Source organism: bacterium (assembly GCA_004299235.1).
Classification (GTDB): Bacteria; Chloroflexota; Dormibacteria; order Dormibacterales; family Dormibacteraceae; genus SCQL01.
Genome location: SCQL01000028.1, coordinates 22,405 through 45,437 on the forward strand (window position 1 = coordinate 22,405; position 23,033 = coordinate 45,437).

36 protein-coding genes are annotated in these 23,033 nt (G+C 67.4%); all 36 read right to left on the reverse strand.

Going from position 1 to position 23,033, the window contains the following annotated elements:
- Positions 1-132 precede the first annotated feature (132 nt).
- A complete protein-coding gene (gene alr / locus EPN29_08445) occupies positions 133-1,269 on the reverse strand; it encodes an alanine racemase (GenBank protein ID TAN32203.1) in 1,137 nt (378 codons plus the stop codon).
- Positions 1,270-1,350: 81 nt separating this feature from the next.
- The gene (locus EPN29_08450; protein ID TAN32204.1) at positions 1,351-2,580 is read right to left on the reverse strand and encodes an NAD(P)H-hydrate dehydratase; all 1,230 of its coding nucleotides are present in this window, start codon (positions 2,578-2,580) and stop codon (positions 1,351-1,353) included.
- Positions 2,581-2,638: 58 nt separating this feature from the next.
- Entirely contained in the window at positions 2,639-4,486 is a 1,848-nt protein-coding gene (glmS, locus tag EPN29_08455; GenBank protein TAN32205.1) for a glutamine--fructose-6-phosphate transaminase (isomerizing), read from the reverse strand.
- Between the two features lie 79 nt (positions 4,487-4,565).
- Positions 4,566-5,540: a hypothetical protein gene (locus tag EPN29_08460; GenBank protein ID TAN32206.1), complete on the reverse strand. Its 975-nt coding sequence runs from the start codon at positions 5,538-5,540 to the stop codon at positions 4,566-4,568.
- Positions 5,537-6,361: a TIGR00159 family protein gene (locus tag EPN29_08465; protein ID TAN32207.1), complete on the reverse strand. Its 825-nt coding sequence runs from the start codon at positions 6,359-6,361 to the stop codon at positions 5,537-5,539. Before EPN29_08465 ends, EPN29_08460 begins: the two co-directional genes overlap by 4 nt.
- Positions 6,358-7,314 (reverse strand): ornithine carbamoyltransferase, encoded by a 957-nt coding sequence (argF, locus tag EPN29_08470; protein TAN32473.1) that lies wholly within the window; start codon positions 7,312-7,314, stop codon positions 6,358-6,360. The genes EPN29_08465 and argF overlap by 4 nt, the downstream gene beginning before the upstream one ends.
- Positions 7,315-7,361: 47 nt before the next feature.
- Positions 7,362-7,610, reverse strand: coding sequence for a hypothetical protein (locus tag EPN29_08475; GenBank protein TAN32208.1), 249 nt, complete (start codon positions 7,608-7,610; stop codon positions 7,362-7,364).
- A 145-nt stretch (positions 7,611-7,755) separates the two neighbouring features.
- Positions 7,756-8,664, reverse strand: coding sequence for a tyrosine-protein phosphatase (locus EPN29_08480; protein TAN32209.1), 909 nt, complete (start codon positions 8,662-8,664; stop codon positions 7,756-7,758).
- Positions 8,532-8,984, reverse strand: a complete 453-nt coding sequence (locus EPN29_08485; protein ID TAN32210.1) for a 30S ribosomal protein S9 — start codon at positions 8,982-8,984, stop codon at positions 8,532-8,534. Before EPN29_08485 ends, EPN29_08480 begins: the two co-directional genes overlap by 133 nt.
- Complete coding sequence (locus tag EPN29_08490) at positions 8,917-9,381, reverse strand: 50S ribosomal protein L13 (GenBank protein ID TAN32211.1); 465 nt, start codon at positions 9,379-9,381, stop codon at positions 8,917-8,919. Before EPN29_08490 ends, EPN29_08485 begins: the two co-directional genes overlap by 68 nt.
- 8 nt (positions 9,382-9,389) lie before the next feature.
- Positions 9,390-10,121 (reverse strand): tRNA pseudouridine(38-40) synthase TruA, encoded by a 732-nt coding sequence (gene truA, locus EPN29_08495; GenBank protein TAN32212.1) that lies wholly within the window; start codon positions 10,119-10,121, stop codon positions 9,390-9,392.
- Between the two features lie 72 nt (positions 10,122-10,193).
- Positions 10,194-10,622 (reverse strand): 50S ribosomal protein L17, encoded by a 429-nt coding sequence (locus tag EPN29_08500; GenBank protein ID TAN32213.1) that lies wholly within the window; start codon positions 10,620-10,622, stop codon positions 10,194-10,196.
- Positions 10,549-11,499, reverse strand: a complete 951-nt coding sequence (locus tag EPN29_08505; GenBank protein TAN32474.1) for a DNA-directed RNA polymerase subunit alpha — start codon at positions 11,497-11,499, stop codon at positions 10,549-10,551. The genes EPN29_08500 and EPN29_08505 overlap by 74 nt, the downstream gene beginning before the upstream one ends.
- A 44-nt stretch (positions 11,500-11,543) precedes the next feature.
- Positions 11,544-12,164, reverse strand: a complete 621-nt coding sequence (locus tag EPN29_08510) for a 30S ribosomal protein S4 (protein ID TAN32214.1) — start codon at positions 12,162-12,164, stop codon at positions 11,544-11,546.
- Positions 12,165-12,167: 3 nt separating this feature from the next.
- The gene (locus EPN29_08515) at positions 12,168-12,563 is read right to left on the reverse strand and encodes a 30S ribosomal protein S11 (GenBank protein ID TAN32215.1); all 396 of its coding nucleotides are present in this window, start codon (positions 12,561-12,563) and stop codon (positions 12,168-12,170) included.
- On the reverse strand, positions 12,563-12,961 hold the full coding sequence (locus EPN29_08520; protein ID TAN32216.1) for a 30S ribosomal protein S13: 399 nt from the start codon (positions 12,959-12,961) through the stop codon (positions 12,563-12,565). The genes EPN29_08515 and EPN29_08520 overlap by 1 nt, the downstream gene beginning before the upstream one ends.
- 8 nt (positions 12,962-12,969) lie before the next feature.
- Positions 12,970-13,086, reverse strand: a complete 117-nt coding sequence (locus EPN29_08525) for a 50S ribosomal protein L36 (GenBank protein ID TAN32217.1) — start codon at positions 13,084-13,086, stop codon at positions 12,970-12,972.
- The gene (gene infA / locus EPN29_08530) at positions 13,083-13,298 is read right to left on the reverse strand and encodes a translation initiation factor IF-1 (protein ID TAN32218.1); all 216 of its coding nucleotides are present in this window, start codon (positions 13,296-13,298) and stop codon (positions 13,083-13,085) included. The genes EPN29_08525 and infA overlap by 4 nt, the downstream gene beginning before the upstream one ends.
- 61 nt (positions 13,299-13,359) lie before the next feature.
- Positions 13,360-14,130 carry a type I methionyl aminopeptidase gene (gene map / locus EPN29_08535; GenBank protein TAN32219.1) on the reverse strand — a complete coding sequence of 257 codons (771 nt, stop codon included), beginning with the start codon at positions 14,128-14,130 and terminating at the stop codon, positions 13,360-13,362.
- On the reverse strand, positions 14,127-15,011 hold the full coding sequence (locus tag EPN29_08540) for an adenylate kinase (GenBank protein ID TAN32220.1): 885 nt from the start codon (positions 15,009-15,011) through the stop codon (positions 14,127-14,129). Before EPN29_08540 ends, map begins: the two co-directional genes overlap by 4 nt.
- On the reverse strand, positions 14,828-16,159 hold the full coding sequence (gene secY / locus EPN29_08545; protein ID TAN32221.1) for a preprotein translocase subunit SecY: 1,332 nt from the start codon (positions 16,157-16,159) through the stop codon (positions 14,828-14,830). Before secY ends, EPN29_08540 begins: the two co-directional genes overlap by 184 nt.
- 3 nt (positions 16,160-16,162) lie before the next feature.
- A complete protein-coding gene (locus EPN29_08550) occupies positions 16,163-16,756 on the reverse strand; it encodes a 50S ribosomal protein L15 (GenBank protein ID TAN32222.1) in 594 nt (197 codons plus the stop codon).
- 1 nt (position 16,757) lies between these two features.
- Positions 16,758-16,988: a 50S ribosomal protein L30 gene (locus EPN29_08555; protein ID TAN32475.1), complete on the reverse strand. Its 231-nt coding sequence runs from the start codon at positions 16,986-16,988 to the stop codon at positions 16,758-16,760.
- 29 nt (positions 16,989-17,017) lie between these two features.
- Complete coding sequence (locus tag EPN29_08560) at positions 17,018-17,635, reverse strand: 30S ribosomal protein S5 (protein ID TAN32223.1); 618 nt, start codon at positions 17,633-17,635, stop codon at positions 17,018-17,020.
- Positions 17,636-17,691: 56 nt separating this feature from the next.
- On the reverse strand, positions 17,692-18,045 hold the full coding sequence (locus tag EPN29_08565; GenBank protein ID TAN32224.1) for a 50S ribosomal protein L18: 354 nt from the start codon (positions 18,043-18,045) through the stop codon (positions 17,692-17,694).
- A complete protein-coding gene (locus EPN29_08570; protein TAN32225.1) occupies positions 18,042-18,596 on the reverse strand; it encodes a 50S ribosomal protein L6 in 555 nt (184 codons plus the stop codon). The genes EPN29_08565 and EPN29_08570 overlap by 4 nt, the downstream gene beginning before the upstream one ends.
- Positions 18,597-18,611: 15 nt before the next feature.
- Positions 18,612-19,052: a 30S ribosomal protein S8 gene (locus EPN29_08575; protein ID TAN32226.1), complete on the reverse strand. Its 441-nt coding sequence runs from the start codon at positions 19,050-19,052 to the stop codon at positions 18,612-18,614.
- Entirely contained in the window at positions 19,052-19,237 is a 186-nt protein-coding gene (locus tag EPN29_08580) for a type Z 30S ribosomal protein S14 (protein ID TAN32227.1), read from the reverse strand. The genes EPN29_08575 and EPN29_08580 overlap by 1 nt, the downstream gene beginning before the upstream one ends.
- A 9-nt stretch (positions 19,238-19,246) precedes the next feature.
- A complete protein-coding gene (locus tag EPN29_08585) occupies positions 19,247-19,780 on the reverse strand; it encodes a 50S ribosomal protein L5 (GenBank protein ID TAN32476.1) in 534 nt (177 codons plus the stop codon).
- 128 nt (positions 19,781-19,908) lie between these two features.
- Positions 19,909-20,295, reverse strand: a complete 387-nt coding sequence (locus tag EPN29_08590) for a 50S ribosomal protein L24 (GenBank protein TAN32228.1) — start codon at positions 20,293-20,295, stop codon at positions 19,909-19,911.
- Positions 20,296-20,299: 4 nt separating this feature from the next.
- On the reverse strand, positions 20,300-20,668 hold the full coding sequence (locus EPN29_08595) for a 50S ribosomal protein L14 (protein TAN32229.1): 369 nt from the start codon (positions 20,666-20,668) through the stop codon (positions 20,300-20,302).
- Positions 20,665-20,964 carry a 30S ribosomal protein S17 gene (locus EPN29_08600; GenBank protein TAN32230.1) on the reverse strand — a complete coding sequence of 100 codons (300 nt, stop codon included), beginning with the start codon at positions 20,962-20,964 and terminating at the stop codon, positions 20,665-20,667. Before EPN29_08600 ends, EPN29_08595 begins: the two co-directional genes overlap by 4 nt.
- Positions 20,961-21,287 (reverse strand): 50S ribosomal protein L29, encoded by a 327-nt coding sequence (locus EPN29_08605; GenBank protein TAN32231.1) that lies wholly within the window; start codon positions 21,285-21,287, stop codon positions 20,961-20,963. The genes EPN29_08600 and EPN29_08605 overlap by 4 nt, the downstream gene beginning before the upstream one ends.
- Positions 21,284-21,715, reverse strand: coding sequence for a 50S ribosomal protein L16 (locus EPN29_08610; GenBank protein ID TAN32232.1), 432 nt, complete (start codon positions 21,713-21,715; stop codon positions 21,284-21,286). Before EPN29_08610 ends, EPN29_08605 begins: the two co-directional genes overlap by 4 nt.
- Entirely contained in the window at positions 21,715-22,671 is a 957-nt protein-coding gene (locus EPN29_08615) for a 30S ribosomal protein S3 (GenBank protein ID TAN32233.1), read from the reverse strand. The genes EPN29_08610 and EPN29_08615 overlap by 1 nt, the downstream gene beginning before the upstream one ends.
- Position 22,672: 1 nt before the next feature.
- The gene (locus EPN29_08620) at positions 22,673-23,023 is read right to left on the reverse strand and encodes a 50S ribosomal protein L22 (protein TAN32234.1); all 351 of its coding nucleotides are present in this window, start codon (positions 23,021-23,023) and stop codon (positions 22,673-22,675) included.
- Between the last annotated feature and the right edge of the window lie 10 nt (positions 23,024-23,033).

A 23,033-nucleotide genomic window follows, 5' to 3' on the forward strand; every position in this document is an offset into this window, starting at 1 on the left:
CTAAATACACCTGCCTTGTGCGATTTGAAATCGCGGCGCGGTGCCCGCTTATTCCTGAGGGCGGTTGGCGGCCGCTCCAGCTCCCCTCTCCGGCTTCGACGGTACCTCTCCAGCGGTGGAGGGGTGAGTCATCTACCCGGCGGCGTAGCGCCTCTCGACTCTGTTGCCCAGCGACGTCAGGACCTCGTATGAGATGGTGCCCGACCAGCCGGCCACCTCCTCGGCGGTGATGCGCTCGTCCCCCTGGCGGCCGATGAGAGTCGCCACGTCCCCCACCTCGACCCCGGGCACGTCGGTGACGTCGATGGTGATCGCGTCCATGCTCACCACACCGATCAGCGGCGCGCGGCGCCCACGGACCAGGACGTCGCCGCGGTTGGAACGCGCACGGAGGACGCCGTCGGCGTAGCCGATGGCGACAGTCGCGACCCGCGACTTGCCCGGCGAGCGCCAGGTCGCGCCGTAGCCGACGGTGTCGCCCTGGCTCACGGTCTTGACGTGCGTGACCACCGACCGCAGTGCCAGCGCCGGGCGCATGCCGGGCCACTCGCAGCCGTAGATGGCGATGCCGCATCGCACTCCGTCAAACGCGTACTCGGGATAGCGGAGGGCGCTCCCCGAGTTGCACGCGTGGCGCACCCCCGGATCCACGTCGAGCGTGGCCAGCGTGGCGACGAAGAGGTCGAACTGGCGGCGCGTCATCTCCGGATCCGACTCCGACGAGGCGAAGTGGGTCCAGGTGCCCGCGAGGCGCAGACCCGGCGAGTCCTCGATGAACCCGGCCAGCGACGCGGCCTCCTCCGGGCTGCAGCCGAAGCGGCCCAAGCCGGTATCGATCTTCAGATGGACGGGAACGACCTCGTCGGTGGCGCCGAGCGCCGCCGCGAGCTCCCGGCTGGAGACGCCGATGCTGCACCCCATGGCCGCGGCCGTGCTCGCCTGGCCGGGCACAAGGCCACCCATGACGACGATGTGGTCGGCGCGGACGAGGCCGCTCAGCTCGCGGGCCTCCTCGAGGGTCGCGACGGCCAGCCCGGTGGCGCCTCCGTCCAGCGCTGCTCTGGCCACGGCGACCGCGCCATGGCCGTAGCCACCGGCCTTGACGACCGCGAAGAGGCGGGCGCCCTTGGGCAGGTGGCCGAGGATGCGTGCGCAGTTGGCGCGCACCGCGCCGAGGTCGACCTCAGCCCAGCGTAGAGCGGTCGCCAGAGCTAGTGCACCGACCCAGAAATACCTTGCGGGTTGCAGCGCCCCTGCGGGGCGGTGCAATTTCGGCTGCGCCGAAACTCATCCCCCAGAGCGGCCCATCTGCGTCGTTGTCGGCTCCGCTCCTCGCTCACGCACGGCAACCTAAAGGCCGCCCTGGCGGAGCACGTTCATCACCTGCGGGATCTCGAGCAGCAGGTCGCTGGCCAGCAGGCCCGACTCGCCCAGCCGCTGCGCGATCCGCCTGCCGGCCGCGGCATGGATGTAGACGCCGGAGACGGCGGCGGCATAGGGCTCGGAGCCCTGGGCGATGAGTCCGCCGATGATCCCGGAGAGCACGTCGCCCGTGCCACCGCTCGCCAGGGCCGGGACCTCGTGTGGGTCTTCGTTGCACCGGCCATCGGGATGGGCGACCACGGTGTGGGCGCCCTTGAGCACGACCACCGCGCCCCACTCCCTGGCCGCCTTGCGCGCCGCCGCGGTGCGATCCGCGGCGATCGCCTCGATCGTCCTACCCATCAGTCGCGCCATCTCGCCGGGATGCGGGGTGAGGACGCGGTTCTTGCCGAGCTTGCCCTTCGCCCGCGGCGAGTCGGCGAGGGCGTTCAACCCGTCGGCGTCGATCACCAGCGGGCACCTGGCGTGCACGGCGAGGTCGAGCACCAGGCGCCAGGTCGAGCGGTCGCGGCCCAGACCGGGACCGATGACGCCCACCTCGGCACCTGTCAGTTGGCGCAGGATCGAGTCGTAGGCGGCGTGACCGATCGCGCCCGGCGCCACCTCCGTCACCGGGGTCGCCATCACCTCCGTGCACTTGGCCGCGAGGATCGGGTAGATGGAGTCGGCGACCAAAAGCCGGACCAGCCCGGCACCTGTCCTGGCTGCGGCCGTCGCCGCGAGATAGGCGGCGCCGGTGAAGCCGAGGCTGCCGGCCAGGACGACGGCGGTCCCGAAGGTGCCTTTGTGCGCGTCCCGCGGACGCTCAGGCAGGAGGACGGGTTCGGGCGCCGGCAGGAGACTGTCGACGAGGTCGGGCATCTCGAGATGGGCGGTGGCGACGGCGAGCCGGCTGTGGTGGGTGATACTGACCTCGACGCGGGCGCCGCGGTCGTTGCCGAGGAGGCGCGCCCTGGGGGCGCCGTTGGGACCGGGGAGGACCTCGATGCGGCGGCGGGGGAAACAGATGCTGGTGCCGTCGAAGCACTTGATCACGGCCTCCTTGGCCGCCCAGCGGCCCGCGAGGCGCTCGGCGTCCCCGGCGCAGTAGGCCTGCTCCGCGGGGGTGTAGACCTTGTTGAGGAAGCCGCGGCCGGAGCGCTTGACCGCCAGGGCCACCCGCGCCACCGAAACCGCGTCGACCCCGATTCGTTGCATCAGCTCAATTGTCGTGCGTTCTCAGCGGCGCGAGCGGCAACTCCACCTCGCCATCTGACTACTCGACGGTGACGCTTTTCGCCAGGTTGCGAGGTTGGTCGACGTTCTGGCCCAGCTTCACCGCCACGTGGTAGGCGAACAGCTGCAGCATCACTGTGTTCAGCACCACGGCCGACGCCTCCTCCACCGCCGGCATGGTGAAGACGTCGGTCGCCACCCCGTCCAGCGAGTAGTCGCCCTCGGTCACCAGCGCGAGCACCGGCGCGTCGCGCGCCACGATCTCGTGGACGTTGCTGACCATCTTGTCCTTGGTCGAACTCGCGGTGCAGACGGCGATGACGGGGAATTTGTCGTCGAGCAGCGCGATCGGGCCGTGCTTGAGCTCGCCGCCCGTCGTGCCCTCGGCGTGGACGTAAGAGATCTCCTTCAGCTTGAGGGCGCCCTCCAACGCCACCGGGTAACCCAGACCGCGGCCCGTGTAAATGAAGTTGCGATAGCGGCAGTAGCGGTGCGCGATCGCCTCGATCTCCTGCTCGCGTTCCAGGACGCCGCGCACCTGGTCCGGCAGCGCCCGTAGCGCTTCGACCAGCTCGTGACGGCGCTCGAGCGAGACGCGGCCGTGGACCGTCGCCAGGCGCAGGCCGAGAAGGTACAGGCTGACCACGTGGGCGAGAAACGTCTTCGTCGATGCGACCCCGATCTCGGGTCCCGAATGCAGGTAGATGGCGCCGTCGGCATCGCGCGCGGCCGAGCTCGCGACAACGTTGGTGACCGCGACGGTGAGGGCTCCACGATCCTTGGCCTGGTGGAGACCGATGAGCGTGTCCGCCGTCTCGCCGGACTGGGTGACGACCACGCCCAGAGTGTCCTTACCGAAGGTCGGGCGGCGGTAGCGAAACTCTGAGGCGTCCTCGGCGCGGGCCGGGATGCCGGCCCAATCCTCGATGACGAACTCGCCGATCATCGCCGCGTGCAACGAGGTGCCCATGCCGAGCAGCAGCACCTCCCGGTGGCGGCGGAGGTCGTCGTCGTCGACGTCGAACTCACGGATCGAGACGGTGCCATCGTCGTTCAGCCGGCCGCGCATCGCGTTGGCGACGGCCTCCGGCGACTCGTGGATCTCTTTGAGCATGAAGTGCCGGTAGCCGCCCTTTTGCGCCTGGCTCAGATCCCAGTCGACGTGGATGAGCTTGGGTTCGACGCTGACGCCGTCGAGGGTGGACACCTCCGGGCCGAGAGGTGTGATCGCCGCCACCTCGCCCTCGCCGAGCACGAGCACGCGCTTGGTGTAGGGGATGATCGCGGTGATGTCGGAGGCGATGTAGTACTCGTTCTCGCCCAAGCCGACCACCAGCGGCGCGTTGAGGCGAGCGCCGACCAGGAGGTCCGGATCGTCGGTGGAGAACATCGCCAGGGCGTAGGCGCCGTGGATGCGTTTCAAAGCGGCGCGGACCGCGGCCAGGAAGTCGCCCCGATAGTTGGCTTCGATCAGGTGCGGGACCACCTCGGTGTCGGTGTCCGATGTGAACTCGTGACCGGCCGCCTGGAGCTCGGCCTTGAGCGCGGCGAAGTTCTCGATGATGCCGTTGTGGACGACGAAGATGCGGCCGCGGCAGTCCGTGTGCGGGTGGGCGTTGACGTAGGTCGGCTTGCCGTGCGTCGCCCAGCGCGTGTGGCCGATGCCCAGCGTCCCGGTCGGCATGTTGGCCGTGAGCCTCTCGATGAGAGTGTCCACCTTGGCCTCGGACTTGGTGACGCTGGTCAGGTGGGCCGAACCGTTCCCGGCCGGCTTCTCCAGCACCGCCACGCCGGCTGAGTCATAGCCGCGGTACTCGAGTCGCTTGAGGCTCTCCATGAGGATGGGCGTCGCCTCGCGATCGCCGAGGTAGCCGATGATGCCGCACATATCTTTGGGCTGGAACTCCTATTCGGGGATGGCGACCGTGCTGGGTTCAACGGCCGCGGCGGCGCTCAGGTTACTGATGCTACGGGGACGGGCTGGGCTGGGTATTGGGGTTGCGCGAGATCGAATAGGTCACGGAGGCGACCGCCACCAGCCCGGTGATCCCATCCGGGTAGGGGATGTTGATCTTGAAGGTGGCGTCCGAGGTCGCGCTGCTCAGGTCGACCGGCGGCAGCGTGATGGTGGTGATCTTGACCAGCACGTCAGGGGCGCCGCTGATCACGGCCGTGACCGGGTTGACGACGACGTTGGTGACCCTGTAGCCCGCCGGAGGGCCGTGGGAGGGCGGCGAGTCGATCAGCACCACCTGGCGGCTGGTGGTGCCGGTCTTGGCTTCGATGTGGATGGCCACGTTGCTGGGTTCAAGCGTCCAGCCTGGAACCGTGTGCCGGCTCAGGTCGAGCGGTGACCCGTTTTGCACCAGGAGGACCGGCTGCGTGAGGACGTCGTACGAGCTGTTCTCGACCGGATCGGTGAAGTCCGCATGCGCGCTCAGGTTGGCCTCCCAGGTGGAGGGACCGGTGAAGGTGACCGAGCAGGGTTCATCCGGGCAACGAGCCTCCTTCTTGGTCACCTGCCAACCGGGCGTCACGCGTTGGATCCCGACGTCCACCGGGAGCTTGATCGAGGTCAGGCGGTCGATGTTCAACGCCAGGGGCACGACGGGGTTCTGGACCTGAACGCCGGCGACCAACGACCTGACCGTCATGTTGACCGGCACGCTGGGGCCCGGGTTGACCTTGGTCAGATCGACCGAGGCGACCAGGCTGCTCGAGGTGACGGAGGCGAGGAGATCAGCGAGGCCGGTGACGGTGACCTTCGTCGTCGTCTGCGGGCTGATGACGATGAGGTCGTGGCCGCCCGAGTAGGCGATGGGGACCTTGTCGAGCGTGATCACGGTGGAGGGGTTTTGCGAGAACGCGACCGCCCCCAGCATCAGCACCGCCAGCCCGAAGGCCAGCAGCTTCAGGCGCCAGTCGTCGGTGATCAGGTTCACCTGCGGAACCTCAGGAAGCCGTTGCCGTTGGCGGGCGAGGGCACCTTGACGCTCACCCGGCGGCGAAGGCCGTCCGCATCGAGGTTCCGCGTGATCTTGCCCTCTTCGATCACGGTGATGTTCCCCGTCTCCTCGGAGACGACGAGCACTAGCGCGTCCGAGGCCAGGGACAGGCCAAGCGCCGCCCGGTGCCGGGTGCCGAGCCGTTCTCTGACGAAGCCCTCCTCGGGCAGCGGCAGGAGGCAGCCGGCGGCGATGATGCGATTCCCGCGCACGATGACGGCGCCGTCGTGCAGCGGCGAGTTGGGATAGAAGATCGACTGCAGGACCTCCGCGGAGATGTCGCCGTTGATGCGCACGCCGGTGGCGGCGTAATCCTCCAACCCGACCTCGCGCTCGAACGCGATAAGCGCCCCCGTACGCCTCGCGCTCAGGCGCTCAGCGGCGCGGATGGCCTCGGAAATCGCCTGGCTGTAGAGGCGCGTGTTGTAGTTGGAGAGCGGGCGGCCGATGTGGCCGATGCGCCCGAGCTGGTCGAGGGCCCTTCGCAGCTCGGGCTGGAACATGACGATGACCGCGATCACGATGAAGAACGCGGCGTTCTTGAACAGCCAGGTCAGCAGCACGAGGTTGAACTGGCTGGCGACGACGCCGATGACGGCGAGCAGGACGAGCCCGACCAGGATCTGCGTGCCCTGCGTGCCTCGGAGCAGCCGCAGCACCTGGTAGAGGACGAAGGCGACCACGGCGACGTCGATGACCTCGCCCAGGCCGAGGTGCCGGACCACCTCGCCGAGCTGCAGGAAGAACTGCTGGATCACACCGGCGCTCCGAAAAGGGAGGCCAGCAGCGCCATCTGCGCGTAGAGGCGGTTGCCGGCTTGATCGAACACGACCGAGCGCGGGCCGTCGACGACCTCGTCGGTCACCTCCTCGCCGCGATGCGCCGGGAGGCAGTGCATGAATATTGCCCCGGGTGCGGCGTCCATCAGCGCCTGGGTGACCTGGTAGGGGGCGAAGGCCTCTCGCCTATCGTCTTTCTCGCTTTCCTGTCCCATCGAGGCCCATACGTCGGTGTAGATCGCGCTCGCACCTTCCAGGTGCTGTTTGAGAGCCCCCGGCAGCGCGGTGACGGTGTCGGTCAGCGTGACCTTGAGCGTCCCCGAGCTGATGCTACGCGCTCGTTCCAGTACCGCGGCCCTTGGATGGTAGTCTGGCGGGCCGACCACCGTCAGGGCAAAGCCGGTGAGGGCGGATGCCTCGATCAGTGAGGTGACGACGTTGTTGCCGTCGCCGATGTAGACGACGCGCTGGCCGGCCAGCGGCCCTCTTGCCTCCTCGAGGGTGACCAGGTCGGCGAGGACCTGGCAGGGGTGGGAATGGTCGGTGAGGCCGTTGATCACCGGTTTGGCCGACGAGCGCGCCAGTTCGAGGAGGTCGTCGTGCTTGCGGAGGCGTGCGACGGCGCCGTCCACGTAGCGGTCGAGGACACGGGCGGCGTCGGCAATGGCCTCCCTGACGCCGAGCTGGACTTCTTGCTCCGTCAGCGTCGTCGTCGCGCCGCCGAGGCGGGCGATGCCGACCTCGAACGAGACGCGGGTGCGGTGCGAGGGTTTCTGGAAGAGCATGGCAATGTGGCGGCCGGCCAGGGCCCGGTCCGACCAGCGGCCGGCTTTGATGGCGTGCGCCAGGTCGAGCACCTGCCGGAGCTCATCGGGGTCGAAGTCGGCGATGTCGAGGAAGTCGCGGCCGTGGAGCGCTTTCACAGAAGCGATCATGAACCTGGGATTGATGGCGGCGCTACAAATGAGGCTCCATCAGCTCACCGGCGACGCCGGCCGGACCGCCGGGTCGCGGGCGGAGTCGATCTCGTCCCCGGTGGCGTCCGGGCGGAGCGCGCCGGCGTCTTGCTGGGTGGCCTGGCCGCCATGACCGCTTCGGTGAACAGGCGGGTGGCGAGGCGGCTCTTCGGCTCGCCGGTTCGCGAAGCGATCCTGACGAGCTGATCGACGACTCGAGGCTCGACGCTGAGCCGATAGAGCCGCTTGACGACCCGTGGCTTGGCTTGCACTGCTCATGCTCCTTTGAAGTTGGTTGGGGTCGTGGTGGATTGTCGGGGCGGAGCCGGCCGGCGCCAACCCTGCCGGTTAAGGGTCCCAGTCCACCGCGCCCCGCCCGGGTGACGCCGCGGCGGCCTGCATCGCCGGGCAGTCCGGCTAGGTCAGCCTGGTTCCCAAGCGGGACAGGTTGCCGGCGCTCACTCCGGCCATTTCCAAGTAGGTCTCAACCCCACCCCACCTCTGGCGCAGGTGGTCGAGGATGGCGAGGACGCGCTCGGGCGGGCAATGCAGCTCCCGCCGCATCTCCTCACGCCGGTCGGGTGGGGCGGCGGCAAGCCACTCTTGATATCTGGCCGCGAGCTGGGTGTCGGTCTCGGCATAATCCCCCGCGATCGCCTCCACCTCCACACCGGCTAAAGACAGCATCATCGCGGCCACCAGGCCGGTGCGGTCTTTGCCGGCAAAGCAGTGGAACAGGACCCCGCCCTCGGCCGCGGCGACGGTGTTGAAGATGCCCGAGAAGGCCTGCTGGCGGTGCTCGAGCATCAGCAGATATCGCTCGAACATCCCGGATGCCTCGCCGAGCTTGAGCAGCATCGAGTCATCGACCAGGGGCACGTGGACGTGTGTGAGCCCCCCGCGAGTGATGAACGGGCTGCGAGAGCCCATCACCTCCGAGGGGCTCCTGAGGTCAATGACGGTGCTCACCCCGTACGCGATCATCGCCTCGTGCCCCGCGGCGGTGAGGTTCGCGATGTTGTCGGAGCGCACGAGCATCCGCGTGCGTGTGACCCCGCCAGGCACTGGAAGGCCGCCGAGGTCGCGGGCGTTCCGGCAGTCGGGCCAGTCGAGGCGCCGGGCCGTCAACGGCAATTTGGACCCTCCCACCGGTGCCACGCGCACCTCCCCACCGGGTGGGGAGGTGATCTCGTCTACCTCTTGGTGTACTGCGGAGCCTTGCGTGCCCGCTTCAGTCCGTACTTCTTCCGCTCCTTCATTCGAGCGTCGCGCGTGAGCAGACCGGCCTTCTTCAGCGCGGGGCGGAACTCGGGATCGTAGCGGCACAGGGCGCGGGCGATGCCGTGCGCGATCGCGCCCGCCTGGCCGCTGGTGCCGCCCCCGACGACCTTGACGGTGATGTCGAACTTACGCTGGGTGCTGGTTACGCGGAGCGGGGCGAGCGCGGCCATCTCCAAGACACGCCGCCCGAGGTAGGCGAGCGGGTCCTTGTCGTTGACGGTGACCCTGCCCTCGCCCGGCTGGATGCGAACCCGCGCGATGGCGTTCTTGCGCCGGCCGGTGCCTCGGTTGAACGTTTCAGCCAATCTTGATGTCTCCCTTGGCGTCGAAGGTGAGCACCTTCGGCTTCTGGGCCTGGTGCCCATGCTCGGCCCCGGCGTAAACGCGTAGTCGGGTGAGCATGTCCGCCCCGAGGGTGTTGTGCTGCAGCATCCCGCGCACGGCGTTGGTCAGCGGGAAGGTCGGGTCCAGCTCCTGCGCGCGCTCCAGGGTTCGCTTGCGCAGTCCGCCCGGGTAGCCGGTGTAACGCGTGTACTCCTTGCTACCCAGCTTGGTGCCCGTGACCTTGATTTTGGCCGCGTTGATGACCACGACGTGGTCGCCGCTGTTCAGGTGAGGGGTGAACGTGGGCTTGTGCTTGCCCCGCAAGATCTTGGCGACGCCTGAAGCCAGGCGGCCGAGGACCTGGTCGGTGGCATCGACCACAAACCAATCACTCTTCAGATCTGCGGCTTTCGCCGTCCACGTCTTCTGTTTGCTCACGAAGCTCCTTAGTAAATCACTTCCATCAATGTCAGGCCCCCCGCCGGGGCCGTGCGGGGCGCCATCCGGCGGTCCCGCGCCTCGAGGATCTCCCGCACCCACTCCGGCGGCCGCCGGCCTCGGCCCACCTCGGCCAGCGCTCCGGCGATGCCGCGCGCCAAGCCGCGCAGGAAGCCCTCCGCGACCAGCTCCAGCTCGACGAAGTCCCCTCGCCTCGCGACTTTGACGGAGCGCATCTCGCGCACCCTCGAATCGGGAGGCTCGGAGGCCGAGCAGTAGCCGGTCCAGTCGTGCTTGCCGACGAGCGCAGCCGCCGCCCGCGCCATCGCATCCACGTCCAGCGGGCCGCGGACATGCCAGCAGCGGCCCCGCTCGAGGGCCGCCCGCGACTGGCGGTCCAGGTAGCGGTAGCGGTAACGCCGCCAGCGCGCCGAGTACCGGGCGTGGAAACCGTCCGGCGCGACGTCCGCAGCCAGCACCGCCACATCGCTCGGAAGCCGGGCGTTGAGCGCCGCCACCAGGCGCTGCGGCGTGATGCGCCCATCGGTCTCAAAGGTCACCACCTGCCCTTCGGCGTGGGCGCCCGCGTCCGTCCGCCCGGCGGCGTACACCTTGCGCTCCTCGCCCGTCACCTCGCGCAGGGCCCGCTTCAGCTCGGACTCCACGGTTCGCCCGTGGGCCTGCTGCTGCCAGCCGGCAAACCCGCTTCCGTCGTACTCGAGCACGACTTTGATATTCACTTTTTAAACTTTCGCGGTTTTGGGGGATTGCACCTCCCCACCCTGCTCTCCCCCACGCGCGGGGGAGGCGACTCAATCAACCAGCTCGATGATCACCATTGGCGCGGCATCGCCCAGACGCGGGCCCTTGTGGATGATGCGCGTGTAGCCGCCGGGCCGGTCGGCCAGGCGGGGCACGAGGTTCGAGAACAATCGCTCGACCACCTCCGGCTTCGAGACCTCTTCGCTCACGCGCCGTCGCGCGCTGAGGTCTTTGGCCTTGGCGGCGGTGATCAGGCGCTCGACCCAGCGGCGCAGCTCCTTGGCGCGCGGCTCGGTCGTGGTGATGCGGCCGCTCTCGAGCAGTGACGTGCACAGGTTGCGCATGAGCGCCTTGCGTGCATCCGTGTCCCGGTTGAAGCGGCGACCGCTCTTTTGGTGGCGCACGTCAGCCTCGCAGGACGGTGCCCATCTCTTCGGGCTTGATGAAGCCCTTCTCGACGAGCTTCTCCTTGATCTCATCGAGCGACTTGCGCCCGAAGTTGCGCAGTGCAAGCAGCTCCTCTTCCCTCTTCTCCAGCAACTGCCCGACGGTCTGGATCTCGTTGGCCTTGAGACAGTTGAACGCGCGGACCGAAAGGTCGAGCTCCTCGATGGGAGTGTCGTTCAATCGGCTCTGCCCACCGCTCGCGCCGCGAAGCTCCGCCTCGTGCTTCTCGATCGAGTCGCGGAAGCGGACGAACAGGTTGAGGTGCTGCGTGAAGAGCTCGGCGGCGTGGCTGACGGCCTCCTCGGGCGTCATGGTGCCGTCCGTCCAGACCTCGATGATCAGGCGGTCGTAGTCGGTCGACTGGCCCACACGGGTCTTTTCGACCGAGAAGTTCGCCTTCTCCACCGGAGAGAAGATCGCGTCGATCGGGATGACCCCGATCGGCTGGCCCTCGCGCTTGTTGCGCTCCGCCGGCACGTAGCCCTTGCCCCGCTCCACGTTCAGCTCCATGCGCAGGTGGCCCTTGGCGGCCAGCGTGCAGATGTAGAGGTCGGGGTTGACGATGTCCACGTCCGAGGAGGCCTGGATGTGTGAAGCGTGCACCTCCGCCGGGCCCTTGACGTCGAGCAAAAGGGTGACCGGATCCTCGGTGAAGCTCTTCAGGCAGAGCTGTTTCAGGTTGAGGATGACCTCAGTCACGTCCTCTTTCACGTGCGGGATGGCCGTGAACTCGTGGGCGACCCCGTCGATCTGGATCGAGGTCACCGCCGCCCCCCACAGCGAAGAGAGCAGCACGCGGCGGAGCGTGTTGCCGAGCGTCGTCCCGAATCCAGGGTCGAGCGGCTCGATGTCGAACTTGCCGTAGTTCGCGCTCGTCTCGAGCTTGCGCACCTGCGGGGTGACCGTCATCTGCGTGTCAATTGCCAATTGGGTACTTCTTAACCTCCGTCCCTTTACCGAGAGTAGAACTCGACGATCAACTGCTCCTCGACGCCGGTCTCCATCTCGTGGCGGTCCGGCCGGGCGAGGATCTTCGCGGACTTGTCGTCCGCGCTGAATGCAAGCCACGAGGGCACCGGCCGTACCTTGGAAGCCTCCAACGCGACGTCGATGACGCCGTTGGCCGGCCTGACTTTCACCACGTCACCCGGCTTCAACTGGTACGACGCCACGTTGACCGTTTTGCCGTTGACTTCGAAGTGCCGGTGCGCGACCAGCTGGCGGGCCTGCTTGCGCGAGGCGCCCAGGCCGAGCCGGTAAACGACGTTGTCCAGGCGCAGCTCGAGGTGGCGCAGGAGGTTGAGTCCGGTGACGCCCGGCTCGCGCTCCGCCAGCTCGAAGTAATTGCGGAACTGCTTTTCCAGCAGGCCGTACAACCTGCGCGCCTTCTGCTTGGCGCGAAGCTGCAGGCCGTAATCGGAGGTCTTGCGCTTGCGCGCCTGGCCGTGCATGCCGGGCGCGAACGCGCGGCGCTCGATCGCGCACTTGGGCGTGTAGCACCGCTCGCCCTTGAGGTAGAGCTTGGCGCCCTCGCGGCGGCAGAAACGGCAGACGGGACCGCTGTAGTTCGCCATGGGCTAGACCCTCCGCCGCTTTGGCGGGCGGCAGCCGTTGTGCGGGATGGGGGTGACGTCAGTGATCGCGCTGACCACCAGGCCGGTCGCCTGCAGGGAGCGGATCGCCGCCTCGCGACCTGCGCCCGGACCTCGGACGAAGACTTCGATCGAGCGCATACCGTGCTCGAGCGCCCTCTTGGCGGTCGCCTCGGCGGTCACCTGGGCGGCGAACGGCGTCGACTTGCGGCTCCCCTTGAAGCCCTGGGCCCCGGCCGAGCCCCACGAGATGACGTTCCCGTCGACGTCGCTGATCGAGATGATCGTGTTGTTGAACGTGCTCTGGATATGGGCCTGGCCCGCGACCACGTTCTTGCGCTCGCGGCGCCGCGTGCGGACGACCTTCTTGGCTTTGGCCACTACTTGCCCGCCTTCACTTTCTTCTTGCCGGCGACGGCGCGCTTCGGACCGCGGCGGCCGCGGGCATTGGTGCGCGTGCGCTGGCCGCGGACCGGCAGTCCACGGCGGTGCCGGGAGCCACGGTATGAGCCGATCTCGGTCATCCGCTTGATGTTCATCGCGATCTCGCGCCGGAGATCACCTTCGATCAGGACCTCTTTGGCGGTGGCCATGCGGTCGATGATCTGGCGAAGGCGGCCGACCTCCTCTTCGCTGAGGTCCCTCACCCGGGTGTCCGGGCTGAGATTGGCCATCTTGACCAGCTTGGCGGCGGTCGTACGACCGACGCCATGGATGTACATCAGGGAGATCACGACCCGCTTCTGCGGGGGTATGTCGACACCGGCGATTCTCGCCATTTAATCCTCTAGCCCTGCCTTTGCTTGTGTTTCGGCGTCTTGGAGCAGATGACGCGAACGACTCCATTGCGCTTGATCACCTTGCAGCTCGAGCACATCTTCTTGACCGACGGACGTACCTTCATCTCCAAATCTCTCGAATGCGTCCTCGCGATCGGTCGCCGCTCGCAAGCTCGACCCCCACCTTGTCTCCAGCGAGGAGCCGGGTGAAGTGGGTGCCGGCACGGTCGGCGACGTGGGCGAGGACCTTGGCCCCGTTCTCGAGCTCAACCCGGTAGACGCCGTTGGGAAGAGGCTCCACCACGACCCCCTTCACGAGTGGGGGGCGTTGGGGCACGAACGGCAATTGTACCAAAACGGAAGTGCTTCCACCGTCGCACCGGCTTGAGCCCGTCACGCTAGCCCCTCCCCGAGGGCAACAGGGGGTTGTGGGTGAGGATCAGGGGGCCCTTGTCGGTGATCGCGACGGTGTGCTCGAAGTAGGCCGACAGAGAGCGATCCGCCGTGCAGATCGTCCAGCCGTCCGGCTTCATGTACACCTCGTGCGACCCGGCGTTGACCATCGGCTCGATCGCCAGCGTCATCCCGGCCTTGAGCTTGGGCGGCGTGCCCGGGCTGCCGAAGTTCGGGACCTGCGGGTCCTCGTGCATCTGGCGGCCGATGCCGTGGCCGACGAACTGGCGGATGACTGAGAAGCCTGCCGCCTCGACGTGCTTCTGGACGGCCGAGGAGATGTCGCCCAACCAGCCCCCCGGGCGCGCCTTGTCGATGCCGACGTACAGCGCCTGCTCGGTGACCTTCAAGAGGCTTTTCGCCTCCTCGGTGATCTCGCCCACCCCGACCGTGATGCCGACGTCGGCCCAGAAGCCCTCCAGTACCAGACCGAGGTCCAGGCTGACCAGGTCCCCGGCGGCGACCTTGCGGTTTCCCGGAATGCCGTGGACCGCCTCGTCGTTGATCGAAACACAGATCGAGCGAGGGAAGCCCTGATAGCCCAAAAAGCCCGGCGTGGCGCCGCCTTCCCGGATGAGGCGTTCGGCGATACGGTCGAGCTCGATCGTCTTGACGCCCGGCTCGCACGCCGCCTTCAGCGGCGGAAGCACGGACGCGAGCAGGCTGCCCGCGCGGGCCATCAGGTCGATCTCGTGGGCGGTCTTGAGGTTGATCATTTGATTCTCTGGGCCTTGATCTCCGGTTGCGTCTCCCCGCCCCCCGGCTGCGCCGGGTACCTCTCCGCCGGCGGAGCGCTGATGGCTCTGAGGACTTGGCGGCTGATCTCCTCGATTGTGCCCCGGCCGTCGATCTCGGAAACCAGCCCCTCACCACGGTAGTGGTCGAGCACAGGGATGGTCTTCTGCAGGTAGATCTCGATCCGCGGCTTCACCGCCTCGGCCTTGTCGTCCTCGCGCTGCACCAGGACCGTGCCGTCACTCACGCATTTTTCGGCCCCCGGCGGGTAGGTGCGCTGGCAGCTCGGGCAGACCAAGCGTCCCGAAAGCCGGCGCAGGAGCTCGGCCGTCTCGACTTTGAGATAGAGCACCCGGTCGAAGCGGCGGCCGAGCTGCTCCATCAACGCGTCCAGCGCCTCGGCCTGCGGCACGGTTCGCGGGAACCCGTCGATGATGAAGCCGCGCTCGCAGTCGTGGCGGCGAAGCCGGTTGCGGATCATCCCGATCATGATGTCGTCGGATACGTACTGGCCGGCCGCCAGGATGGGCTGCGCCTGGCGGCCGAGCTCGGTGCCCGCCTGGACCTCGGCGCGCAGCATGTCGCCGGTGGCGATGTGCGGGATGCCGAAATGCTCACGCAGCATGTTCGCTTGCGTGCCCTTACCGCTTCCTGGGGCTCCGTACAGCAGCAGATTCACTAGGTTATGAAGCCGCGGTATTGTCGCATCACGAGCTGGGTCTGCAGCTGCTTCATCGTGTCGAGGGCCACGCCCACGACGATGAGGATGGCGGTGCCGCCCAGGTACATCTGCTGATGGGGAATGCCTGAGATCTTCGCCGTCGCTATCGGCAGGATCACGGTGATGAAGCCCAGAAAGCACGCCCCCGCGAAAGTGACGCGGTTCATCACCGCGCCGAGATAGTCCGCCGTCGGCCGGCCCGGGCGGATGCCGGGGATGAAGCTCGAATAGCGTTTGAGGTTGTCGGCGACGTCGTTCACCTCGAACGTGATCGCCGTGTAGAAATAGGTGAAGCCGAACGTGAACGCGAAGTAGAGCGCGTTGTACGTGATGGCCATCGGCAGGTTCGCCGTATCGGGCGCGAAGTTGCCTCTCACCCAGGCCGCGGCCTTGTAGTACCAGGTGTCGGGCGGCGCGCCGGTGAAGTAGTTGGCGACGATCGCCGGCAGGAACATCACCGAGATGGCGAAGATGATCGGGATGACGCCGGCGTGGTTGACGCGCAGCGGCAGGAAGCTCGCGCGGCTCTGCACCTGCTTCAGGCCGACGGTGCGCTGAGCCGACTGGATGGGGATCTTCCGCACCGCCTGCTGGACTTCGATGATCACCGCGGTCATCCCCAGCGCGATGACCCCGAAGATGATGAAGGGGATGAAGTCCGCCAGGCCGCCGCCGGTGGAGTGGGCGCTGAAGACCGAGCCGACGCCCTGCGGCCCGCGGCCGATGATGCCGGCGAAGATGATCAGCGAAACGCCGTTGCCGATGCCGTACTCGGTGATGAGCTCGCCGAACCACATCAGCATGATCGTCCCCGCCGTCAGGACCAGCACGATCTGCAGCCGCTGGAACCAGTCCAGCGGACCGAGGATGGAGGGGGTCGTGTTCTGGAAGAGGACGGTGAAGCCGTACGCCTGGCCCGCGCCCAGCGCCACCGTGAGATAGCGGCTCCAGCGCGTGATGCGGCGCCGGCCCATCTCGCCCTCTTTGGAGATCTCCTTGATGCGTTCGGAGATCACCGCCATCAGTTGCATGATGATCGTGGCGTTGATATACGGGTTCAGGCCCATGGCCACGACGCTGAAGCGTGAGAGGCCGCCCCCGGAGAAGAGGTCGAGCAGCCCGAGCAATGCCTGGGAGTTGAAGAGCTGGCTCAATGCGCCCTGGCTCGCGCCGGGCACGGCGACGTTGGCGAACAGCCGGAAGATGACCAGGATCCCCCCGGTGAAAAGGATCTTGTTGCGGAGCTCGGGCAGCCTGACGGCGTTGATCAACGCCTCGAGCAGGTTCATCCCTTATTCGTCTGAGGGTACGGTGCTCTCTTCGGCTGCTGCAGGCTCAGCCGCCCGGCTCCGCTTCGGGGCTTCCGGGGTGACTGGCTTTGCAGCCTCGGTCGTGAGTGACTTTGGAGCCTTGGCGGCCGTGCGCCTGGCCCCGAGCTTGCGCGGCTCGCCAAGGACCTTGACGGTGCCGCCGAGCTTCTCGATCGCCTCACGCGCGCTGACGCTGAACGAGTGAGCCTCGACAGTCAACTTACGCCTCAGGTCGCCGGTGCCGAGGATCTTGATCTCCTGACCCGCACGTACCAGGCCCGCTTCGAGCAGCGCTTCGCCGTCGACCTTGGCTCCGTCGGCAAAGCGGCTGAGCTTGGACAGGTTGACGACCGAGTAAATCTTCTTGAACGGGTTCTTGAATCCGGGCAGCTTCGGGATGCGCTGCGCCAGCGGCATCTGGCCGCCCTCGAAGCCGAGGCGAAAGCCTTCGCTGCGGGCGTTCTGCCCCTTCTGTCCCCGGCCTGAGGTCTTGCCCCGGCCGGAGCCGGTGCCGCGACCGACGCGCCGGGCCTTGCGATGCGCGCCCGCGGCGGGCTTGAGGTCATGCAGCTGCATCTCAGTTGCCCCTCTGGTGTTTCTTGTTGCTGCGGGATCGCCAGATCTTGTACCGGCTGCGCTTCGGACGCACGAACGCCTGGCCTTCGACCGCGACCAGGAAATCGACCGCCTTCAGCATCCCACGCACAGCGGGGTTGTCGGGCAGCTCCCGGGTCTGGTTGAGGCGGCGAAAACCGAGCGAGGTCACCGTGGCGCGAGTGGCCGGCGCCTCGCCGATGGTGCTCTTCATGAGCGTCGCCTTCAGCTTCTTGAGCTCCGTCACTTGGGTACCCCGGCGGTCTCGGCAGCACCGGCGGCGGTCGGGTCCGACGCCGCACTCTGACCTCGCCCGCCCTCGGCCCGCCGATAGGCGGCGGCCAGGCGGCGGCCGACGATCTGCTCGACCTCCTTGCCCCGCAGCTCGGCGATCTGCTGCGCCGTGCGCAGCTGCTGCAGCGCGGCCAGCGTCGCGCGCACGGTGTTGATCGGGTTGTTCGTGCCGTGCGACTTGGTGAGGATGTCCTTGATCCCCGCGGTTTCGATGACCGCACGCATCGCGCCGCCCGAGATGACGCCGGTGCCGGGGGCCGCGGGCTTCAACATGATGCGGGCCGATCCGAGCTTCAAGCGGACCTCGTGCGGGATCGTCGTCCCGACCATCGGGACCGTGATCATGTTTCGCTTCGCGACCTCCATGCCCTTGCGAATGGCCTCGGTCACCTCTCTCGCCTTGCCGATGCCTGAGCCGACGCGCCCATTCATGTCGCCGACCACGATCAGCGCGCTGAATGAGAACTTGCGCCCGCCCTTCACCACCTTGGCGACGCGGTTGACGCGGACGACGCGGTCGGCAAGCTCCGAACGCTCACCACTCGAGTGCGGGTATCTGGATCCCATCTATTGCCCTCTTCCCCTCAGGGGAGAGGTCCGGTGAGGGGTGGACGCAATCATTTCTAAAACTCCAGTCCGGCTTCGCGGGCGGCGTCCGCCAAAGCCTTGATTCTGCCGTGGTAGAGGAAGCCGCCCCGGTCGAACACGACCGAGCTGACCCCGGCCGCCCTGGCCTTGGCTGCGATCGCCTTGCCCACCCGCGCGGCCTCGGCAACGCCGTTGCCCTTGGCCTTCAACTCGACGGTTGACGCCGCGGCGAGCGTGCGGCTGCCCGAGTCGTCGATGACCTGCGCGTAAACGTGGTTGAGGCTGCGGAACACCGCCAGCCGCGGACGCTGCGGCGTGCCGCTCACGTTCACCCGCACGCGCTTGTGACGCTTTAGACGGTTCACCTTGCGGTCGCTGCGCTTGATCATCCTGCGGTTTTGGCCCCCTTGCCCGCCTTGCCCGCCTTGCGGCGGATGCGCTCGCCGCGGTACATCACGCCCTTGCCCTTGTAGGGCTCGGGCGGACGCAGTCGGCGAAGATTGGCCGCCACCTGGCCGACATCCTCGATCGAGATCCCGGACACGGAGAACTTGGTCTGGTCCTGGACGTCGATCGAGACGCCCGGGGGCGGCTTGAACTTGATCGGATGCGAGTAGCCCAGGCTGAGGACCACCTCGTCGCCCTGCTTGGCGACGCGGTAGCCGACACCGACGAGCTCCAGGTGCTTGATGAAGCCGGTGTTCACGCCGGTGACCATGTTGGCGACCAGGCTGCGCACCAGGCCGTGCAGCGCGCGGTGACGGTAGTCCTCCGACGGCCGCTCGAAGACGAGCTCGCCATTGGCCTGCTTGACCGTGATGTCGCCCGGCAGGGTGCGTTCCAGCCGGCCCTTCGGGCCCTCAACCGTCACCTTGCCGGGCTGCAGGGTGACCTTCACCACTCCAGGCACCGGGATCGGCAGCTTTCCTATCCGCGACAACTCTTCTTTGAACTCCTACCAGATGTACGCCAGCACTTCCCCGCCGAGGCCCTGGCGCAGCGCCTGGCGCCCGCTCATGACCCCTTGGGCCGTGCTGAGAATCGCGATTCCGAGCCCGCCGAGGACCCGGGGGATCTCCGTCTTGCGCGCATAGACGCGCAGGCCGGGGCGGCTGATCCTCTTCAACCCCGAGATCACGCGCGTGCGGTCGGGGCGGGACTTGAAGATGATACGCATGGTCTGGGCCGAGCCGTCGGCCTCGACCTCATAGCCGGCGATATAGCCCTCGTCCTTGAGGACGCGGGCGATCTCCAACTTCAGTTTGGATGCCGGCACCTTCACCTCAGGATGGCGGGCGGTGTTGGCGTTGCGCACGCGCGTGAGCATGTCCGCGATGGGGTCTGAGACGACCCCCGCCGGAGCCCGCTTGACGTTCTTGGCGACCGCGGTGGCCATCACCAACTCGACTTCGTGACGCCTGGGATGCGTCCCTCCGCGGCCAGGTTCCGGAAGCAGATGCGGCACATGCCGAATATGCGCAGGTACGCTCGCGGCCGGCCGCAGATGCGGCAGCGATTGTGGAACCGGACCTTGAACTTGGGTTCCCTCTTCCAGCGCTCGAGCGATGATTTCTTGGCCAAACTTCTCTCTTACCTCTTTCTAAAGGGCATGCCGAGCCGCGTCAGCAGGCTGCGGGCCTCGTCGTCGGTGCGGGCTGTGGTGACGATCGACACTTCCAGCCCGCGCAGTTTGTCGATCTTGTCGTAGTCGATCTCCGGGAAGACGACCTGCTCGCGCAGGCCGAGCGAGTAGTTGCCGCGACCGTCGAAGCCCTCGGGGCTCACGCCGCGGAAGTCGCGGATGCGCGGCAGGGCGACATTCAGCAGCTTGTCCAGGAAGTACCACATGCGCCGGCCGCGCAGCGTGGCCTTGATGCCGACCGTCTGCCCGGCGCGCAGCTTGAAAGCCGCGACCGACTTACGGGCCTTGATCAGCGCCGGCCTCTGGCCGGTGATGGTAACCACGTCGCCGACAGCGGCGTCGAGTGCTTTGTCGTTGTCCTTGGCCTCGCCGATGCCGATGTTCACCACCACCTTGGAGACCCGCGGCACCTCCATGGTGTTGCCGTAGTCGAACTCTTTGGTCAAGGCCGGCACGATCGAGTCGCGATACGTCTTGAACAGTCGTGGCGGGCCCTCGGCACGCGTCGACGGCGCCTTCGGCGCATCGGATCTCTTGTCCGGTTGCTTGTTAGCCTTGCGCACCTTGGCGTCGGCGCCCGGGCGCGAGTCGGTTGGAACTAGCTGATCGCTCACTGGGCCTCCGTCTTGCGAACGCGCTCGTACGGCTCTCCGCAGTGCAGGCAGACCAGCGCCCGCGCCCCGGACTCGAGGACGGTGTGCTTGATGCGGGTCGGCTTCGAGCAGGACGGACAGACCAGCATCACATTCGAGTAGTCGAGCGGCGCTTCGAAGTCGATCACGCCACCCTGCGCGACGCTGACGCCGCCGCGCGACTGGCCCGCTTTGGTGTGGCGCTTCAGGATGTTGACGCCTTTGACGACGATCTTGTGCTTGTCGGGGAGTGTGCGCAGCACCTCGCCATGCTTGCCCTTGTCCTTGCCCGCGACGACGATCACAGGATCGCCCGGAGCGAGGTCGAGCCAGCGGCGCTTGGGCTGGGGCTTGTTACGGAGCATTGGTTTAGAGGACCTCCGGGGCAAGGCTGATGATCTTCATGAAGTTGCGCTCGCGCAGCTCCCGGGCGACCGGGCCGAAGATGCGCGTCCCGCGCGGGTTATTGGCCTGCGCGAGCAGCACGGCGGCGTTCTCGTCGAAGCGGATGAGCGACCCGTCCGGGCGGCGGTACTCCTTGGTAACGCGCACGACCACGGCCTTCACCACCTCGCCCTTCTTGACCTGGCCGCCAGGCTGGGCCGACTTGACGGTGGCGGTGATGACGTCGCCCACCGACGCGTACTTCCGGTAATGCCCGCCGGCAACGCGGATGCACAGGATCTCCTTCGCACCCGAGTTGTCCGCGACCTTGAGTCGTGTCTCTTGCTGGATCACTTGGCCTTCTCAACAATCTCCAACACGCGCCACCGCTTCTCCTTGGAGATGGGGCGCGTCTCGGTGATGCGGACGAGGTCGCCGACACCGCACTCGTCCTTTTCGTCGTGGACCTTGAACTTGGTGCGCTGCTGGACGGTCTTCCGGTAGAGCCGATGGGCCTTGGACGTGCCGACCTGAACGATGATCGTCTTGTTCATCTTGTCAGCGATCACGGTGCCGAGCCGGACCTTTCGCTGGCCGCGCGCCGAGGCCTCGACGGCCGTCGGGGTGGTGGTGGTCGTGGCGTCGCTCATGCGCTCTCCTCGGTCTTGGCCCGGCGGGTGCGCGTGGGCTTGGCGGGTTCTTCTTCAGCCGGCTCCGCCACCGCGGTGGCTGCGGGCACGAGCGCCTCACCCTGGCCCTCTCCCCGAGGGGGGGAGGGGAGAAGCCCGAAGTCTCTTTCTCGCAGGACGGTCATGATGCGCGCGATGTCGTTGCGGACCTTCGAGATCTGGCTCGAGTTCTCGAGCTGGCCGACGGCGTGCTTGAACCGGAGCTCGTAGAGCTCCCGGCGCGCCTGGCGCAGCCGTCCGCCAAGCTCGTCTTCCTCCAACACTCGCAGCTCGTCGACTTTCATCTCGCGGCTCCCGCCGCGGCGGATTCGACGCTGACAAAACGTGTCTTGATGGGGAGCTTGGACGCGGCGAGCTTCATCGCCTCTTTGGCGACCTCGGGCGTGACGCCACCCATCTCGAACAGCACGCGCCCGGGCTTGATCACGGCGACCCAGCCTTCGGGGTTGCCCTTGCCGGAACCCATGCGGGTCTCGGCCGGCTTCTTGGTGATGGACTTGTCCGGGAAGATGCGGATCCAGATCTGGCCGCCGCGCTTGACGTGGCGGGTCATGGCCCGGCGGGCGGCCTCGATCTGCCGGTTGCTCATCCAGCACGCCTCCATCGCCTGCAGGCCGAAGTCGCCGAAGGCGACGGTGGCGCCGCGCGTGGCGATGCCCTTGCGGCGGCCGCGGTGCATCTTGCGGTACTTGACTCGCTTTGGCAGCAGCATCAGCTCTGCGCCTTCTTGCTCGCTGGGGCTTTCTTGACCGGAGCCTTCGCCTCGGCCTTGTCGGTCGCGGGCCCGGCTTGGGTCTCCGTCTTGGCCTTGGGCGCGGCTTTGGCGGCCGTCGTGCGGGTGGTCGCCTTGGGTTTGGCCTCGGTCTTCGGCGCGGTCGTGGTCCGAGCGCGCTTGGGCTCGGCTGCCGGCTCGGCTGCCGTGGTCACCGTCTCGACCTCCGGCTGCGGCGCGACCAGGACTTCCGGCGCCTCTGGCTGCGGCGCGATGACCTCGGCGACCGGCACCGCCGCCTCGGCGGCCGGCGCCACCCGGCGCTGCGGGGCCGCCTGGTCCTTGTAGATCCAGCACTTGACGCCGATGGCGCCGAACGTGGTGCTCGCCGTGGCACGGCCGAAATCGATGTTCGCGCGCAGGGTGTGCAGGGGCACGCGGCCTTCGCGGTCCCACTCACGGCGGGCCATCTCGGCCCCGCGCAGCCGGCCGCCGCAGTAGATGCGGACGCCCTTTGCCCCCGAGCGCATGGTGCGCAGGATCGCCTGCTTCATCGCGCGCTTGTAGCTGATGCGGCGCTCGATCTGCGAGGCGATGTTCTCGGCCACCAGCTGGGCGTCGAGCTCCGGCTGCTTGATCTCCTGAATGGAGATGCGGACGCGGTTGCCGAACCTCTTCTCGAGGTCCTCGCGCAGCTGGTCGACCGACGAGCCGCCCTTGCCGATGACGATGCCTGGCTTGGCGGTATGGATGGTCACCGTGAGCTGGGCGTTGGACGAGCGCTCGGTCTCGATCTTCGCGATCCCCGCGTTGCGCAGGCGCGCCAGGATGACGCGGCGCATCTCCAGATCCTCGTGGAGCATCTTCGTGTAGTCCTTGGGGTTGGCAAACCAGTTCGCCTCCCACGGCCTGAAGACGCCGAGACGGAACGCGTTCGGATGGACTTTATGACCCAAATTACCTCTTAGCTCCCTGCGGCTGGTCTTCGACGACCGCGGTGATGTGACAGGTGCGGTGGAAGAACTCGTGCGCCATGCTGCGGCTGACCGGACGGCGACGGCGGAGGGTCGGGCCCTCGTCGATCAGCAGCTGCTTGAGAACGAGGTCCTCCCGGTTCAGGTTGAAGTTGTGCTCGGCGTTGGCGGCGGCGGACTTGATCGCCTTGGCGACGTCGCGGGCGGCATGCTTAGGCGAGAACTCGAGGTACGCGAGAGCCTCGGTCACCTTCATGCCCTTGACGGAATCAGCCACCAGCCGCGCCTTGCGCGGCGTGCGGCGGACAAACCTCTGCACAGCGGAAACTTCCATCGTCGCCATC